Origin of the sequence: Halomonas zincidurans B6 (genome assembly GCF_000731955.1) — a bacterium.
In the GTDB taxonomy this organism is placed as follows: domain Bacteria; phylum Pseudomonadota; class Gammaproteobacteria; order Pseudomonadales; family Halomonadaceae; genus Modicisalibacter; species Modicisalibacter zincidurans.
Window position 1 is genome coordinate 129,722 of the sequence record NZ_JNCK01000001.1, and the last position, 14,933, is coordinate 144,654.

Sequence of the window (14,933 nt, forward strand, 5' to 3'; positions counted from 1 at the left end):
CATGCCGAGGCGCGAAACAATACGCATGCTGAATGGCTTCGGTGATATGCATATCAAGGGATGATTATGCAAAGCATCATGGGTATTGGACTTTCGCCTCATGTTGGACGCATGACGTCTTCATCAAGGATGACCCCACGTGATTGAAATGATTCGGCACTACGAACAGACCGTTGTCGGGCATTGCGGCGCAACCTTCGAGGCTCCGGGTCTTGCTGCCGCCATCCGCCCGAATCATTGGCCTTCGGGTGATCGTCGGTTGTGCGGGGTCGCTATGACTATCAAGAGTGCAGCCTGATGGTCGATATCGACCTGTCACAACCGCCTTTCTCTCTGCTCGACGATGCCGGGCGTGCACGTGTGCTCAACGGCGTCGACCTGGCTTATTTCGATAGCGACGAGATCATTCTCGAGGTCGGCCAGCCCGGCGAGTTCGTGTATGTCATTCACAAGGGCGAGATCGCCGAGTTCGACCCACTCGCGCCAGGCGCTCAGGCGCGTATCGGTCATTACACCGCCGGCGACCTGTTCGGTGCCATCAGCATCCTCAACGGCACCAGCCGTTACCGCTTCAAGGTGGAACAGGAAAGCCTCTGCTATGTGATGCCCAAGGCGCTATTCGAGCGCCTGTGCGACGATTACCCGACCTTCGCCGAGTTCTTCCGCCGCGGGCTGGCGCAGAAGACCCGTATGCTGGCCGAGCGCCGTGCCGAGAGCGGCGTGAACATGGCGAGCTTCATGCTCGCGCGGATCAGTGAATGCATGCGCAAGCCGCTGATCGTGACGGCGGCCACCAGCATTGCCATGGCGGTCGGTCGGCTCAACGAGAGCCATGCCGATAGCCTGCTGGTCGGCAAGGACGGCCGCTTCGGGGTGGTGACCAAGACCGATCTGCTCAATGCGCTGGTGATGGAAGGCACGGCGCAGGACCGTCCGGTGGTGGGTATCGCTCACTTCGAGCTGGTGGCCGCCGGCCCCGATCAGTATCTGTTCGAGGCGCTGGTAAAAATGACTCGCCATGAGGTATCCAGAGTCGTGGTGGTGGAGCGGGACAGCCCGATCGGGGTGGTCGAGTTGACCGATGTGCTCAGCTATTTCTCCAGCCGCTCCTACGTGGTCAGCCTCGAACTCGAGCAGGCCGACGATATCGAGGCCCTGGCCCGCGCCAGTGCGCGGCTGCCGGGGCTGGTTCAGGCCTTGATGGCGCAAGGGGTCAAGCTCCGGTTCGCCATGGATCTGCTGGCAGCGCTCAATGGCCGCATCATCAACAAGGCCTTCCAGTTTCTCATCGAACCGCGCTGCCGGGCCCAGAGCTGTCTGCTGGTGATGGGCAGCGAGGGGCGTGGCGAACAGATCCTCAAGACCGATCAGGACAATGCGCTGATCGTCGCCGACGACAGCGACTGGCCGGATTGCGCCGACGCCATGCAGCGCTTCACCGAAACGCTCTATCGGCTGGGCTATCCGCCGTGTCCGGGCAATATCATGGTCTCGAACCCGGTCTGGGTGGACAGCGAGAGTGGCTGGCGCAGGACGATCACGCGCTGGGCCGAGCGGCGTGACGGCGCGGCGTTGATGAATCTCGCGATCATGCTCGACGCGCATGGCGTGGCCGGCGACATCCGCTTGCTGGGACGTCTGCGCGAGCATCTCTTCGCCAGCTGTTCGCACGATGAGCTGCTGTTGTCTTACCTTGCCCGGGCCGCGCTGCATTTTGCCGCACCATTGACCCTGTTCGGTACGCTCAAGAAGCCCCGGCACGGCATCGACATCAAGAAGGGTGGGATCTTCCCGATCGTGCACGGCGTGCGCACCCTGGCACTGGAATGCCGCATCACCGCGACCTCGACCCTGGGCCGGCTGGAGGCACTCGCCGATCAGGGGCGGCTGGAAGCGGACTTTGCCGCTGATCTCGGCGAGGCGCTGGCGCTGTTCACCGAACTGCGCCTCAAGCAGCAACTGGCCCAGCTCAACGGTCGGCAGAACAGCGACGAACCCAATCTGGTCGTGGTCCAGACCCTGTCGTCGCTGGAGCGCGACCTGCTGCGCGAGGCGCTGCATATCGTCAAGGATTTCCAGCAACGCCTGACCCACCGTTTCCATCTCGAATACTGACGAGGGCTGCAATGATACGTTCGCTACGGCGTGTGGCCGACCGCCGCCGTCAAGCCGATGGCCGCTATGGTTGGTTGTTCAATCCCTACACCGGCGAGGAGCTGGTGGCCATCGATTGCGAAACCACCGGTCTTGACACCAAGACCGCCGAATTGGTCTCGATCGCCGCGGTGCGCATCAAGGGCGAGCGGGTGCTGACCAGCGATTCGCTGGACCTGCGTCTCCAGCCACCGGCCAGCCTGAGCGGCGATTCGATCAAGATCCATCGCCTGCGCGGAGTCGATCTGAACGATGGCGAGGCGCTCTATGATGCGTTGGAGACATTCCTCGATTTCGTCGGCAATCGTCCGCTGCTGGGCTGGTGCATCGATTACGACCTGGCGGTGATCAACCGTCACCTGCGGCCGCTGTTCGGCTTCGACCTGCCCAACGTGTGCCTCGACATGGCTCAGGTCTACCTGCGCGAGATGCGTCGGACGCGACCGCACCTGGAACCGACGGTGGACTTCGAGACGCTCGCCAGGGCGCTCAACGTGCCGGTGATGGGACGCCATACCGCGCTTGGCGATGCCGTGACCACGGCGCTGATGTTCGTTCGTTTGAAGAAGGGCGCGCTGGCGGCGGGCTAGGCGGTAACGGCATCGCAAGTCGCCGGGCACGGTGATAGCATAGGCGCGCCTTCATATCCCTGCGTGTCGTTCGCCCCATGCAAGCATCTACCGGTACCCAGAAACGCGAGTTCAACAAGCTCCAGAAACGCCTGCGTCGCCAAGTCGGCAACGCGATCATCGACTATGCGATGATCCAGGACGGCGACAAGGTGATGGTCTGCCTGTCCGGGGGCAAGGACTCCTACACCTTGCTCGAGATCCTGCGCAACCTGCAGCGCAACGCGCCGATCGACTTCGAGCTGGTGGCGGTCAATCTCGACCAGAAACAACCCGGCTTCCCGGAGCATGTGCTGCCCGAGTACCTGAGCGGCATCGGCGTCGACTATCATATTCTCGAGCGTGATACCTATTCGGTGGTCAAGGAGAAGACCCCCGCGGGCAAGACCACCTGTGCGCTATGCTCGCGGCTGCGGCGCGGTTCGCTGTACGGCTACGCCGAGGAGATCGGTGCGACCAAGGTGGCGCTGGGTCATCATCGCGAGGATATCCTCGAGACGCTGTTCCTCAACATGTTCTATGGCGGTTCGCTCAAGTCGATGCCGCCCAAGCTGCTCTCCGACGACGGCAAGAACCTCGTCATCCGCCCGCTGGCCTACTGCCGCGAGGCGGACATCGCCGAGTTCGCGCGGCTGATGGCGTTTCCGATCATTCCCTGCAACCTGTGCGGCTCGCAGCCCAACCTGCAGCGCCAGGTGATCAAGGAGATGCTCGCCGACTGGGAGCACAAGCACCCCGGACGACTGGAGACGATGTTCAAGGCGGTCACCAACGTCGCGCCGTCGCAACTCGCCGATCGCGAGTTGTTCGATTTCGAAGGGCTCGAGGACAAGCAGCGACGCATGAACGCGGGGCGCATCGCGGCCTTCGACCTGCTGGCCCGGGAGGCCTGAGTGTTTCACGTCGCGCTCATGACAACGGCCCGCCGCGGATGGTCTTCTCGATACCGCCCATGATGGTCGAGCCATCCTCGGTGGCGAGCGCGGCGTACCAGGCCTGGGTGGCCGCCGGATTCGCGCCGTGGGTGGTCTCGGCGCGCTTGCGGGCACGGCTGACGATCTCGCCGACCCGCGCGACCCGCGCCGCGTCGTAGGCCTTGAGCGCGGCAGCAATGTCGCCCTCGGCGTTTTCCAGCACCCGCGCCAGCACCCAGCCGTCCTCCATGGCCTGGCAGCCGCCCTGGCCCAGGTCGGGGGCCATGCCATGCGCGGCGTCGCCGATGATCGCCGTGCGCTGACCGACCAGCCGATCCAGCGGCTCGATGTCATGGATCTCGACGCGGGCCATCTGCGCCGGGTCGAAGCGCTCGATCAGCCGCTGCACCGGGGCCGCCCAGCCGGTGAAATGTTCGCGCAACTCGTCGCGATAGCGCGTCGGATCGCTGGCGGTGCCGGCCGGCAGCGGCACGTCGAAGAAGCAGTAGAATTCGGGGCTGGCGGCGTCGCCGCTCATCGGCATCAGCGACACCCGCTGATGCTCGCCGACGTACTGCACCCAGTGATCGAGTGGCGCCAGGTCCGTGCTGGCCGGCACGCGCACGTTCCAGTTGACGTAACCGCAGTAACGCCGCGCCACGCTGTGGCCAAGCACCTTTTCGCGCAGCCGCGAATGGGTGCCGTCGGCGATCACCAGCAGATCGGCGGTTTGCCGGCTGCCATCGTCGAAATGCGCGGTGATGCCCTCGGCGTCGTTGTCGAAATCGCTGCATGTCACTCCCAGGCGCACATTGCGCTCGCCCACCGCCTCGAGCAGCAGGCGCTGCAGCTCGGCGCGGGCGATCGGGCAGGCGCGCTGGCCGACCGCCTCGTAAAGGGGGGCGAGGCTGAATTCGCTGAGCAGCTCGCCGTCCTGGGTGGCGTAGCGCATATGCCGCATGTTGCCGCTGACGCGTTCGACGGCCTCGCCGAGGCCCAGCCGCTCGAGTACCTTGACGCCGTTGGACCACACCGAGATCGCCGCCCCCACCGGCCGTAGCTCGCTGACCCGGTCGACCACGCTGACCCGGTGACCGGCCTGTTGCAGCGCCAGTGCCGCGGTCAGCCCGCCCATGCCGGCGCCGATGACGAGGAGGTTCAAAGCGGCCATGATGCATTCCGTGGTTGTCGTTGGCGGGTGATCGGGTCCGAATTTCGATTTGACCGATCGTTCAGCTTTCCATGCTAAGCGATCTCTCGAGGCGTCTGCAAAGCGCCTGGCATGTCGTGTCGCGGCTCGCAGACAGTCATGTCGATCTTCCGATTGGAGGAATCTGCGTACCATGGACACCCCAGCGGCAGAATAAAGCGATTACCGGGAGGAATATGACTATTTACCGGCAGCGGGGCTATCGGCGGGTTGCGCCGCAGATGCTCAGCGAGGCCTTGGCGTCAGCGGATGATGCGCTGCTGTATATCGACGGCCTGGGGCCGCTGGAAAAACTCGGCGAGGCGCGCCATGGGCGCCTGCTGCTGGCGCATGGGGCGGGCGCCGGGCAGGATGCCGCGTTCATGCGCCAGCTGCGCCAGGCCCTGGCGGACGAAGGCGTGCAGACCCTGGCATTGGAGTTCGCCTACATGCAGCGCATGCGCGAGGAGCAGCGTCGCCGGCCGCCACCGCGTGCCGAGCGGTTGGTCGAGGAGCTGCGCCGTTGGCGCGAGGCGCTCGATGTCGCGGGGCTGGCGCCGGCCTGGCTGGGCGGCAAGTCGCTGGGCGGGCGGGTCGCCAGTCTGCTCGCCGCCGAGGACGGCGCGCCCGGGCTGATCCTGTGCAGCTATCCCTTTCATCCGCCGGGCAAGCCCGAGCGCACGCGGCTGGCGCACTGGCCGACGTTGCGCTGTCCGACGCTGGTCCTGCAGGGCACGCGCGACCCATTCGGTAGCCAGGAGGAGGTCGCCGGTTATACACTGCCGAGCGGCGCCGAGGTGCATTTTCTCGCCGACGGCGAGCATGACTGGCGGCCGCGCCGCGCCACCGGGCGCAGTCAGCAATCGCTGATCGACGAGGCCGCGGCGGTCGCCGCCCGCTGGATGGCCAAGACGCGGTGAGACGTGCTTCAAGCACCGGGACGCTGTCGAAAAGGCGTTGACATTCCGACGTTGCCCGGTAGAATGCAGCGCCACGTGACCGGGTGGTTAGCTCAGTTGGGAGAGCACCAGCCTTACAAGCTGGGGGTCACTGGTTCGAACCCAGTACCACCCACCAAATCACGTTGCGAAGACATGCGGACCGGTAGTTCAGTCGGTTAGAATGCCGGCCTGTCACGCCGGAGGTCGCGGGTTCGAGTCCCGTCCGGTCCGCCATTCTTCGTGCCGATTTCGCCTGGCGATTTCGGATTGACCAGGCAGCTGCGTGTTGACGGCGGTGACAGCCCGATGCGTTGAAAATGGACCGGTAGTTCAGTCGGTTAGAATGCCGGCCTGTCACGCCGGAGGTCGCGGGTTCGAGTCCCGTCCGGTCCGCCATGTCTGTCGAGATTCTGCTACAGGTTCTCTACTAGTAGATTCTCTAGTAGCCCCGCTAACTTGTGTAGCGCATTCGATGGGTGATTAGCTCAGTTGGTTAGAGCACCAGCTTCACATGCTGGGGGTCACTGGTTCGAGTCCAGTATCACCCACCACGCGGATATAATGCGGACCGGTAGTTCAGTCGGTTAGAATGCCGGCCTGTCACGCCGGAGGTCGCGGGTTCGAGTCCCGTCCGGTCCGCCATTTCCCTCCCTGCACCATTCGCCGCCTCGCATTGCCGGGCAGGCCCCACGCGTCCAGCCTGTCTTCCGTCTTCCGTCTTCCGTCTTCCGTCTTTGGCCTTGGTCGCGATTGTTTCCATGCGGCGATTCGCTACACTGTTCATACAGTTGTTTGAATCTTGCCGAGGAACCTCCGTGACCGCTTATCCGCACCTGTTCCAGCCGTTGCAGCTGGGCTCGATCACCTTGCCGAATCGCGTCCTGATGGGCTCCATGCACACCAATCTCGAGGAAGCGCCGGACGGGTTTGCGCGGCTGGCGGCGTTCTATGCCGAGCGCACGCGCGCCGGCGTGGGGCTGATCGTTACCGGCGGGATCGCACCCAACGCCGAAGGGGCGGTGTTTCACGGCGCGGCCAAGCTGACCAGCACCGCAGAAGCCGATCGGCACCGTGTCGTCACCACGGCGGTTCACGAGGCGGGCGGGCGCATCTGCCTGCAGATCCTGCACGCTGGACGCTACGCCTATTCCCCCGATCTGGTGGCGCCTTCGGCGATTCAGGCGCCGATCAACCCTTACCCGCCGCGCGCGCTCGATGGCGACGAAATCGAGCGGACGATCGCCGATTACGTCGAGTGCGCGCGGCTGGCCGGCGAGGCCGGCTACGACGGCGTCGAAGTGATGGGCTCCGAGGGCTATCTGATCAACCAGTTCGTCTGCGCGCGCACCAATCGGCGCGACGATGAATGGGGCGGGCCGTTCGAGAACCGCATGCGCTTTGCAGTGGCGATCGTCGAGCGCATCCGCGAGGCGCTGGGCGAGGCGTTTCTGATCATCTTCCGGCTGTCGATGATCGACCTGGTCGAGGAGGGCAGCACCTGGCAGGAGGTGGTCGCGCTGGGGCGCGCCGTCGAGGCCGCCGGGGCGGGCCTGATCAATACCGGCATCGGCTGGCACGAGGCGCGGGTGCCGACCATCGTCACCAGCGTGCCGCGGGCAGTGTTCAGCGAACTGACCCGGCGCATGAAGGCCGAGCTCAAGGTGCCGTTGATCACCACCAACCGCATCAACATGCCCGAGATCGCCGAGCGGGTGCTGGCCGACGGCCACGCCGACATGGTCTCGATGGCCCGGCCGTTCCTTGCCGATCCGCAGTGGGTGAGCAAGGCGCGCGCCGGCGACAGCGCGGCGATCAATACCTGCATCGCCTGCAACCAGGCGTGCCTGGACCATACCTTCCAGGGCAGGCTGACTTCGTGCCTGGTCAATCCGCGCGCCTGTCACGAGACCGAGCTGACGATCGCGCCGGCCGATACGCCCAAGTCGGTGGCGGTGGTTGGTGCCGGGCCGGCGGGGCTGGCCAGCGCAGTGACCGCGGCCCAGCGCGGCCACCGGGTGGTGCTGTTCGAGCGCCAGGCCGACATCGGCGGCCAGTTCAACTTCGCCCGCCTGATTCCCGGCAAGGAGGAGTTCGCCGAGACGCTGCGCTACTACCGCGAGATGCTCGAACGTCATGGCGTCGATGTGCGTCTCGGAACCGCCGCGGATATCGAATCGCTGCGCGGCTTCGACGCGGTGATCCTGGCCAGCGGGGTGCGTCCGCGCGCGCTCGAGCTGCCCGGCAGCGATCATCCCAGCGTCATCGACTACCCGACGGCGATCCGTCATCCCGAGCGGGTCGGGCGGCGGGTGGCGATCGTCGGCGCCGGCGGCATCGGCTTCGACGTCGCCGAGCTGTTGAGTCATGCGGGGCATCCGGCGCTCGACCCCGCCGCCTGGTGCGCCGAATGGGGGGTCGACCTGACGGTCGACGGGCCCGGCGGTCTCAAGCCGTCGGCGGCGGTGGCGTCGCCGCGCCAGATCCATCTGCTGCAGCGCAAGACCTCGAAGCCGGGCAAGGGGCTGGGCACCACCACCGGCTGGGTGCATCGCGCCGCGTTGCGCCATCGCGGGGTGGAAAGCTGGGCGGGCTGCGAGTATCTGGGTATCGACGACGCCGGGCTGACGCTGCGCGTCGACGGCGAGCGGCGGCGCCTGGCGGTCGACAGCATCGTGATCTGCGCCGGTCAGGAGTCGGTGATCGAACTGCTCGAGCCACTGCGCGCCGCCGGGGTGGCGGTGCAGGTGATCGGCGGTGCCGAGAAGGCCGCCGAGCTGGATGCCAAGCGGGCCATCGATCAGGGCACCCGGGTGGCCGCGGCGCTCTAGCGCGGCGGCTCGCGTGCAGCGCGCACAGTGGTAGACTCATGTAGCGTGTTACCCACGCGACGCCGGGCCGCGATGGCACCCAGTCGTGGCTTGCAACCATAACAGCCCTCAAAGGAAGCCGACATGCCCGCCGATTGCTCTCCACGCTTCGTGGCCAGCGACAATACCTCTGGCATCTGCCCTGAGGCGCTGGAGTACCTGCTCAAGGCCAACGCCTGCGATGATCTCGCCTACGGCAACGACAGCTGGACCCAGCGTGCCGCGGATCGCTTTCGCAGCTTCTTCGACTATGACTGCGAGGTGTTCTTCGTCTTCAACGGCACCGCCGCCAACTCGCTGTCGCTGGCGGCCATGGGCCAGAGCTATCACAGCGTGATCTGCCATGAGCTGGCACATATCGAGACCGATGAGTGCGGCGGTCCGGAATTCTTTTCCAACGGCTCCAAGCTGCTGACCGCCAGCGGCGCTGACGGCAAGCTCACTCCCCAAGGCATCGAGCGGCTGGTCACCAAGCGTAGCGACATCCACTATCCCAAGCCGCGGGTGGTCTCGATCACCCAGGCCACCGAGGTGGGAACGGTCTATACCCGCGAGGAACTGCTCGGTATCCGGGCGATGGCCGACAAGTACGATCTGCGGCTGCACATGGACGGCGCGCGCTTCGCCAATGCCTGTGCCTCGCTCGCGGCCTCGCCGGCCGAACTGACCTGGCAGGCCGGGGTCGACGTGCTGTGCTTCTCGGGGACCAAGAACGGCTTGCCGATGGGCGAGGCGGTGGTCTTCTTCAACCGCGAGCTGGCCGAGGATTTTGACTATCGCTGCAAGCAGGCCGGTCAGCTGGCCTCCAAGATGCGGTTTATCGCCGCACCCTGGCTGGGGCTGATCGAGACCGGCGCATGGCTGGACAACGCCAGTCATGCCAATGCCATGGCCGGCTACCTGGCAGACGGGCTGGCGGCGCTGCCCGGCACCGAGCTGATGTTCCCGGCCCAGGCCAACAGCGTGTTCGTCAAGCTGCCGCCGGCGGTGCTGGCCCGGTTGCGCGAACTCGGCTGGACCTTCTATACCTTCATAGGCGCTGGCGGCGCTCGCTTCGTGTGCGCCTGGAATACCACCACAGAGCTGCTCGATGACTTGTTGAGCGATATTCGTCTAGCGCTGGAGGCGAGCCATTCCAATGTCGGTTGAGCAGTTTTCGGCATCGTCATCGAACCAAATGGGCCGCCCGGAGCTCTTAGAAAAAAGCGGGGCGCCATGCGGTTGCGTTGAAAGACCTCATGCCAGGCTCTCCCTTGCAAGCGCTTTAATCCGTCTACGCTGATTGATACGCCAGCCCGGTAGTCGTTGTCTGTCCTCAGCGGCCGGGTGTCGCGATCCAAGGAGGCCTCAATGAGCATCTTTGATCATGTCCAGAGCCGTTACGAGCAGGTTCGCCAGGAAGAGATGAGTCTGCAGGAATACCTGGAACTGTGCCGCAAGGACCCTGGCGTCTATGCCAGTGCCTCGGAGCGCATGTTGCAGGCCATCGGCGAACCCCAGGTCATCGATACGTCGAAGGATTCTCGCCTGTCGCGTATCTTCACCAACAAGGTCATTCGGCGTTATCCCGCCTTTTCGGAGTTCTACGGCATGGAAGAGGCGATCGAGCAGATCGTCGCCTACTTCCGGCATGCCGCCCAGGGCCTCGAGGAGCGCAAGCAGATCCTTTATCTGCTGGGCCCGGTCGGCGGCGGCAAGTCGTCGCTGGCCGAGCGGCTCAAGCTGCTCATGGAGCGCATTCCGTTCTATGCCATCAAGGGCTCGCCGGTGTTCGAGTCGCCGCTGGGGCTGTTCTCGCCGGAGGAGGACGGCGAGCTGCTCGAGAAGGAATACAACATTCCCCAGCGCTATCTGAAGAGCGTGATGTCGCCGTGGGCGGCCAAGCGGCTCAAGGAATATGGCGGCGACATCTCGCAGTTCCGGGTGGTGCGTCTGTACCCCTCGCGACTCAACCAGATCGCCGTGTCCAAGACCGAGCCCGGCGACGAGAACAACCAGGATATCTCCTCGCTGGTCGGCAAGGTCGATATCCGTCAGCTCGAGCTGTATTCCCAGGACGACCCCGACGCCTACAGCTTCTCCGGCGGGTTGTGCAAGGCCAACCAGGGGATCATGGAATTCGTCGAGATGTTCAAGGCGCCGATCAAGGTGCTGCATCCGTTGCTGACCGCCACTCAGGAGGGCAACTACAACCCCACCGAAGGCATGGGCGCGATTCCCTTCGACGGCGTGGTGCTCGCCCACTCCAACGAGAGCGAATGGCAGACGTTCCGCAACAACCGCAACAACGAGGCGTTCCTCGATCGCGTCTACATCGTCAAGGTGCCGTATTGCCTGCGCGTCTCCGAGGAGATCAACATCTACAAGAAGCTGCTCGAGCATTCGTCGCTGTCCGAGGCGCCCTGCGCGCCGGACACCCTGCGGCTGCTGGCGCAGTTCTCGATTCTCTCGCGGCTCAAGGAGCCGGAAAACTCGAGCATCTATTCGAAGATGCGCGTCTACGACGGCGAGAACCTCAAGGATACCGACCCCAAGGCCAAGTCGATCCAGGAGTATCGCGACAGCGCGGGTGTCGAGGAAGGCATGGACGGGCTGTCGACGCGCTTCGCCTTCAAGATCCTGTCCAAGGTCTTCAACTTCGATTCCCACGAGATCGCCGCCAACCCGGTGCACCTGCTGTACGTCCTCGAGCAGCGCCTCGAGCATGAACAGCTGCCCAAGGAAGCCCATGAGCGCTACCTGCGCTTCATCAAGGAGTACCTGGCGCCGCGCTATGTCGACTTCATCGGCAAGGAGATCCAGACCGCCTATCTCGAGTCCTACAGCGAGTACGGTCAGAACATCTTCGATCGCTACGTCACCTACGCCGACTTCTGGATCCAGGACCAGGAATATCGCGATCCCGAGACCGGTGAGCTGTTCAACCGCCAGGCGCTCAACGAGGAGCTCGAGAAGATCGAGAAGCCGGCGGGCATCTCCAACCCCAAGGACTTCCGCCACGAGGTGGTCAACTTCGTGCTGCGCGCGCGCGCCCAGAACAACGGCATGAACCCCAGTTGGCAGTCCTACGAGAAGCTCAAGGGGGTCATCGAGCAGAAGATGTTCGCCAACACCGAGGAGTTGCTGCCGGTGATCTCCTTCAACGCCAAGGCCTCGGCGGCCGATCAGCGCAAGCACGAGGATTTCGTCGCCCGAATGGTCGATCGGGGGTATACCGAGAAGCAGGTGCGCTTGCTGTCCGAATGGTATCTGCGCGTGCGCAAGTCGCACTGACGGTTGGTACTGACGATGGTTGCCCAGGCGACGGTGAAGGCGGGGCGTTGGTGCCCCGCGTTTCGCGTCGCAACCCGCACGGGAGGCACGCATGAGCTATTTCATCGATCGACGTCCCAACGCCCGGCACAAGAGCGAGGTCAATCGACAGCGCTTTCTGGACCGCTACCGAACGCACATCAAGCGCTCGGTGGAGGAGGCCGTCAACCGCCGCTCGATCACCGACATGGAGCGCGGCGAGAAGGTCTCGATTCCCGCCCGCGACATCTCCGAGCCGGTCTTCCAGCACGGGCCCGGCGGCCGCCGTAACGTGGTCAGCCCGGGCAACAAGGAGTTCGTCGAGGGCGACCGCCTCAAGCGCCCCAGCGGCGGCGGTGGGGGTGGCGGCAGCGGCGAAGGCGGGGCGTCCAATCAGGGCGAGGGCATGGATGAGTTCGCCTTCTCGCTGAGTCGCGAGGAGTTCCTCGATTTCGTCTTCGACGGCCTGGAGTTGCCGCACCTCGAGCGCAAGCAGCACAAGGATCTCGAGGAGGTGCGCCCGGTACGGGCCGGACTGACCCGCGAGGGGGTGCCGGCGCGCATCAACATCGTGCGCTCGATGCGCGAGGCACAGGCCCGGCGCATCGCCATGCGCGCCCCGCTGCGGCGTGCGCTGCGCGCAGCCGAACAAGCGCTCGCAACCGAGGAGCGCAAGGACCCGGTGTTGCGCAACCCGGCGCGCATCCAGGAGCTCAAGGCGGAGATCGAACGCCTCGAGCAGCGCATCGAGGCGGTGCCGTTCATCGATACCTTCGATCTGCGCTACAACAACCTGATCGACCAGCCGCAACCCTCCAACAAGGCGGTGATGTTCTGCGTGATGGACGTCTCGGGATCGATGACCCAGGCCCACAAGGACATCGCCAAGCGCTTCTTCCTGTTGCTCTATCTGTTCCTGGAGCGCAACTACGAGAAAGTCGAGCTGGTCTTCGTGCGCCACCATACCGCCGCCAAGGAGGTCGACGAGGAGGAGTTCTTCTACTCGCGCGAGACCGGCGGCACCATCGTGTCCAGTGCCCTGACGCTGGTCGACGAGATCATTCGCGCGCGCTATCCGGCAAACCAGTGGAACCTGTACGTGGCCCAGGCCTCGGACGGCGACAACTGGGACGACGATTCCACCACCTGCCGTCAGTTGCTGGTCAAGTCGCTGATGCCGCGACTGCAGTATTTCACTTACGTGGAGATCACCCCGCACGCCCATCAGGCGCTCTGGGAGGAATACGAGAGCGTCCAGGCCAGTTTTCCGGAGCGTTTCGCCATGCGTCAGATCGTCGAGGGCGGCGACATCTACCCGGTTTTCCGCGAACTCTTCCGGCGCCGCGCCACGCAGTGAGCTTTGGCCCATCAGCAGCATGGGCACAGGAGGCCGTATGACCCGACGCGAACCCATCGCCACCGGCTCGGATTGGGACTTCGAAACGTTGACCGCCTACGAGCGGGAGATCGCCCGTCTGGCCGATGAGTACCGGCTCGACACCTATCCCAACCAGATCGAGATCATCACCTCGGAACAGATGATGGACGCCTACGCCAGCGTGGGCATGCCGATCGGTTACCACCACTGGTCGTTCGGCAAGCAGTTCCTGTCGGTGGAGCAGGCCTACCGGCGCGGGCAGATGGGGCTGGCCTACGAGCTGGTGATCAATTCCGATCCCTGCATCGCCTACCTGATGGAGGAGAACACGCTGATGATGCAGGTGCTGGTCATGGCGCACGCCTGCTATGGCCACAACTCGTTCTTCAAGGGCAATTACCTGTTCCGTACCTGGACCGATGCCTCGGCGATCGTCGACTACCTGGTGTTTGCCCGCAAGTACGTCGCCGAATGTGAGGAGCGTCACGGCGTGGCCGCCGTCGAGCAGTTGCTCGACGCTTGCCACGCGTTGCAGAATCATGGCGTCGATCGTTACAAGCGGCCCTCGCCGATCTCTCCCGAGGAGGAGGCGCGGCGCCAGGTGGAGCGTGCCGAATACCTGCAGTCGCAGGTCAACCTGCTGTGGCGAACGATCCCCGACAACTCCGCCGACAGCGGCCCGCACAGTGACGACGAGGATCCGCTCGGCCTGCACCAGTACGGCCGCTACCCGGCCGAGCCGCAGGAGAACCTGCTCTACTTCATCGAGAAGAACGCGCCGTTGCTGGAGCCCTGGCAGCGTGAGCTGGTGCGCATCGTGCGCAAGCTGGCGCAGTATTTCTATCCCCAGCGCCAGACCCAGGTGATGAACGAGGGTTGGGCGACGTTCTGGCATTACACCATCATGAACCGGCTTTACGACGAGGGGCTGGTCGACGAGGGATTGGTCCTCGAGTTCCTGCAGTCGCACACCGCGGTGGTCAGCCAGCAGGGCTTCGATAGCCCCTATTTCAACGGCATCAATCCCTATGCGCTGGGCTTTGCGATGTTCAGCGACATCAAGCGCATCTGCGAGGAGCCCACCGCCGAGGATCGCGAGTGGTTTCCCGACATGGCCGGCAGCGACTGGCTGGAGACGCTGCACTTCGCGATGCGCAACTTCAAGGATGAATCGTTCATCCAGCAGTTCCTGTCGCCCAGGGTGATTCGCGATCTCAAGCTGTTCTCGCTGGTCGACGACGATCAGGACGAGATGCTGACCATCGCGGCGATCCATGATGACCGCGGCTATCGGCGGGTGCGCGAGGCGCTGTCGACCCAGTACGCGCTCTCGGTGCGCGAGCCCAATATCCAGGTCTGGCAGGCCGACATTCGCGGCGACCGCTCACTGACCCTGCACCACGTGCAGGATCGGCGCCGGCCGCTGGCCAAGAGCGTCTATCCGGTGTTGCGCTACCTGCACCAGCTATGGGGATTCCCGGTCAAGCTGCACTCCATCGAGGACGACGACGTCGTGCGCCGCTATCAATGGCCGTTACCCGCCGATCTTGAGGAGCGCGCGTAGCCGGCG

Annotated in this window: 10 protein-coding genes and 5 tRNA genes; 14 read left to right on the top strand and 1 reads right to left on the bottom strand. The window is 64.5% G+C overall.

From position 1 onward, the window contains the following. The first annotated feature begins 297 nt into the window (after nucleotides 1–297). The 3 genes from HALZIN_RS0100680 (at nucleotide 298) to ttcA (ending at nucleotide 3,676) form a co-directional block, all read left to right on the top strand. Nucleotides 298–2,115, top strand: a complete 1,818-nt coding sequence (locus HALZIN_RS0100680) for a DUF294 nucleotidyltransferase-like domain-containing protein (protein ID WP_031382343.1) — start codon at nucleotides 298–300, stop codon at nucleotides 2,113–2,115. A gap of 11 nt (nucleotides 2,116–2,126) precedes the next feature. Beyond that, a complete protein-coding gene (locus tag HALZIN_RS0100685) occupies nucleotides 2,127–2,744 on the top strand; it encodes a 3'-5' exonuclease (protein ID WP_031382344.1) in 618 nt (205 codons plus the stop codon). 77 nt (nucleotides 2,745–2,821) lie between these two features. Then, a complete protein-coding gene (ttcA, locus tag HALZIN_RS0100690) occupies nucleotides 2,822–3,676 on the top strand; it encodes a tRNA 2-thiocytidine(32) synthetase TtcA (RefSeq protein ID WP_031382345.1) in 855 nt (284 codons plus the stop codon). A 16-nt stretch (nucleotides 3,677–3,692) separates the two neighbouring features. On the opposite strand, the gene hpxO is transcribed toward ttcA, so the two are convergent. Beyond that, nucleotides 3,693–4,868, bottom strand: coding sequence for an FAD-dependent urate hydroxylase HpxO (gene hpxO, locus HALZIN_RS0100695; protein WP_031382346.1), 1,176 nt, complete (start codon nucleotides 4,866–4,868; stop codon nucleotides 3,693–3,695). A 215-nt stretch (nucleotides 4,869–5,083) separates the two neighbouring features. On the opposite strand from hpxO, the gene HALZIN_RS0100700 reads away from it, so the two are divergent. The 11 genes from HALZIN_RS0100700 (at nucleotide 5,084) to HALZIN_RS0100750 (ending at nucleotide 14,927) form a co-directional block, all read left to right on the top strand. After that, a complete protein-coding gene (locus HALZIN_RS0100700) occupies nucleotides 5,084–5,806 on the top strand; it encodes an alpha/beta family hydrolase (RefSeq protein WP_031382347.1) in 723 nt (240 codons plus the stop codon). An 81-nt stretch (nucleotides 5,807–5,887) separates the two neighbouring features. Next, nucleotides 5,888–5,963: transfer RNA gene (locus HALZIN_RS0100705), tRNA-Val, on the top strand. Between the two features lie 21 nt (nucleotides 5,964–5,984). Further along, a tRNA-Asp gene (locus HALZIN_RS0100710) sits at nucleotides 5,985–6,061 on the top strand. An 85-nt stretch (nucleotides 6,062–6,146) separates the two neighbouring features. After that, a tRNA-Asp gene (locus HALZIN_RS0100715) sits at nucleotides 6,147–6,223 on the top strand. A 78-nt stretch (nucleotides 6,224–6,301) separates the two neighbouring features. Next, nucleotides 6,302–6,378 (top strand) — tRNA-Val (locus HALZIN_RS0100720). 14 nt (nucleotides 6,379–6,392) lie between these two features. Next, nucleotides 6,393–6,469: transfer RNA gene (locus HALZIN_RS0100725), tRNA-Asp, on the top strand. Between the two features lie 116 nt (nucleotides 6,470–6,585). After that, a complete protein-coding gene (locus HALZIN_RS0100730; protein ID WP_084173255.1) occupies nucleotides 6,586–8,655 on the top strand; it encodes an FAD-dependent oxidoreductase in 2,070 nt (689 codons plus the stop codon). A 123-nt stretch (nucleotides 8,656–8,778) separates the two neighbouring features. After that, nucleotides 8,779–9,843 carry a threonine aldolase family protein gene (locus tag HALZIN_RS0100735; RefSeq protein WP_031382349.1) on the top strand — a complete coding sequence of 355 codons (1,065 nt, stop codon included), beginning with the start codon at nucleotides 8,779–8,781 and terminating at the stop codon, nucleotides 9,841–9,843. 201 nt (nucleotides 9,844–10,044) lie between these two features. Next, the gene (locus HALZIN_RS0100740; protein WP_031382350.1) at nucleotides 10,045–11,967 is read left to right on the top strand and encodes a PrkA family serine protein kinase; all 1,923 of its coding nucleotides are present in this window, start codon (nucleotides 10,045–10,047) and stop codon (nucleotides 11,965–11,967) included. 91 nt (nucleotides 11,968–12,058) lie between these two features. After that, nucleotides 12,059–13,342: a YeaH/YhbH family protein gene (locus tag HALZIN_RS0100745; RefSeq protein WP_031382351.1), complete on the top strand. Its 1,284-nt coding sequence runs from the start codon at nucleotides 12,059–12,061 to the stop codon at nucleotides 13,340–13,342. A gap of 37 nt (nucleotides 13,343–13,379) precedes the next feature. Then, a complete protein-coding gene (locus HALZIN_RS0100750; protein WP_031382352.1) occupies nucleotides 13,380–14,927 on the top strand; it encodes a SpoVR family protein in 1,548 nt (515 codons plus the stop codon). Nucleotides 14,928–14,933: the final 6 nt, after the last annotated feature.

Coding starts and splice junctions, on each gene's coding strand:
- HALZIN_RS0100680 (WP_031382343.1), top strand. CDS start 298: ATGGTCGATATCGACCTGTCACAACCGCCTTTCTCTCTGCTCGACGAT.
- HALZIN_RS0100685 (WP_031382344.1), top strand. CDS start 2,127: ATGATACGTTCGCTACGGCGTGTGGCCGACCGCCGCCGTCAAGCCGAT.
- ttcA (WP_031382345.1), top strand. CDS start 2,822: ATGCAAGCATCTACCGGTACCCAGAAACGCGAGTTCAACAAGCTCCAG.
- hpxO (WP_031382346.1), bottom strand. CDS start 4,868: ATGGCCGCTTTGAACCTCCTCGTCATCGGCGCCGGCATGGGCGGGCTG.
- HALZIN_RS0100700 (WP_031382347.1), top strand. CDS start 5,084: ATGACTATTTACCGGCAGCGGGGCTATCGGCGGGTTGCGCCGCAGATG.
- HALZIN_RS0100730 (WP_084173255.1), top strand. CDS start 6,586: ATGCGGCGATTCGCTACACTGTTCATACAGTTGTTTGAATCTTGCCGA.
- HALZIN_RS0100735 (WP_031382349.1), top strand. CDS start 8,779: ATGCCCGCCGATTGCTCTCCACGCTTCGTGGCCAGCGACAATACCTCT.
- HALZIN_RS0100740 (WP_031382350.1), top strand. CDS start 10,045: ATGAGCATCTTTGATCATGTCCAGAGCCGTTACGAGCAGGTTCGCCAG.
- HALZIN_RS0100745 (WP_031382351.1), top strand. CDS start 12,059: ATGAGCTATTTCATCGATCGACGTCCCAACGCCCGGCACAAGAGCGAG.
- HALZIN_RS0100750 (WP_031382352.1), top strand. CDS start 13,380: ATGACCCGACGCGAACCCATCGCCACCGGCTCGGATTGGGACTTCGAA.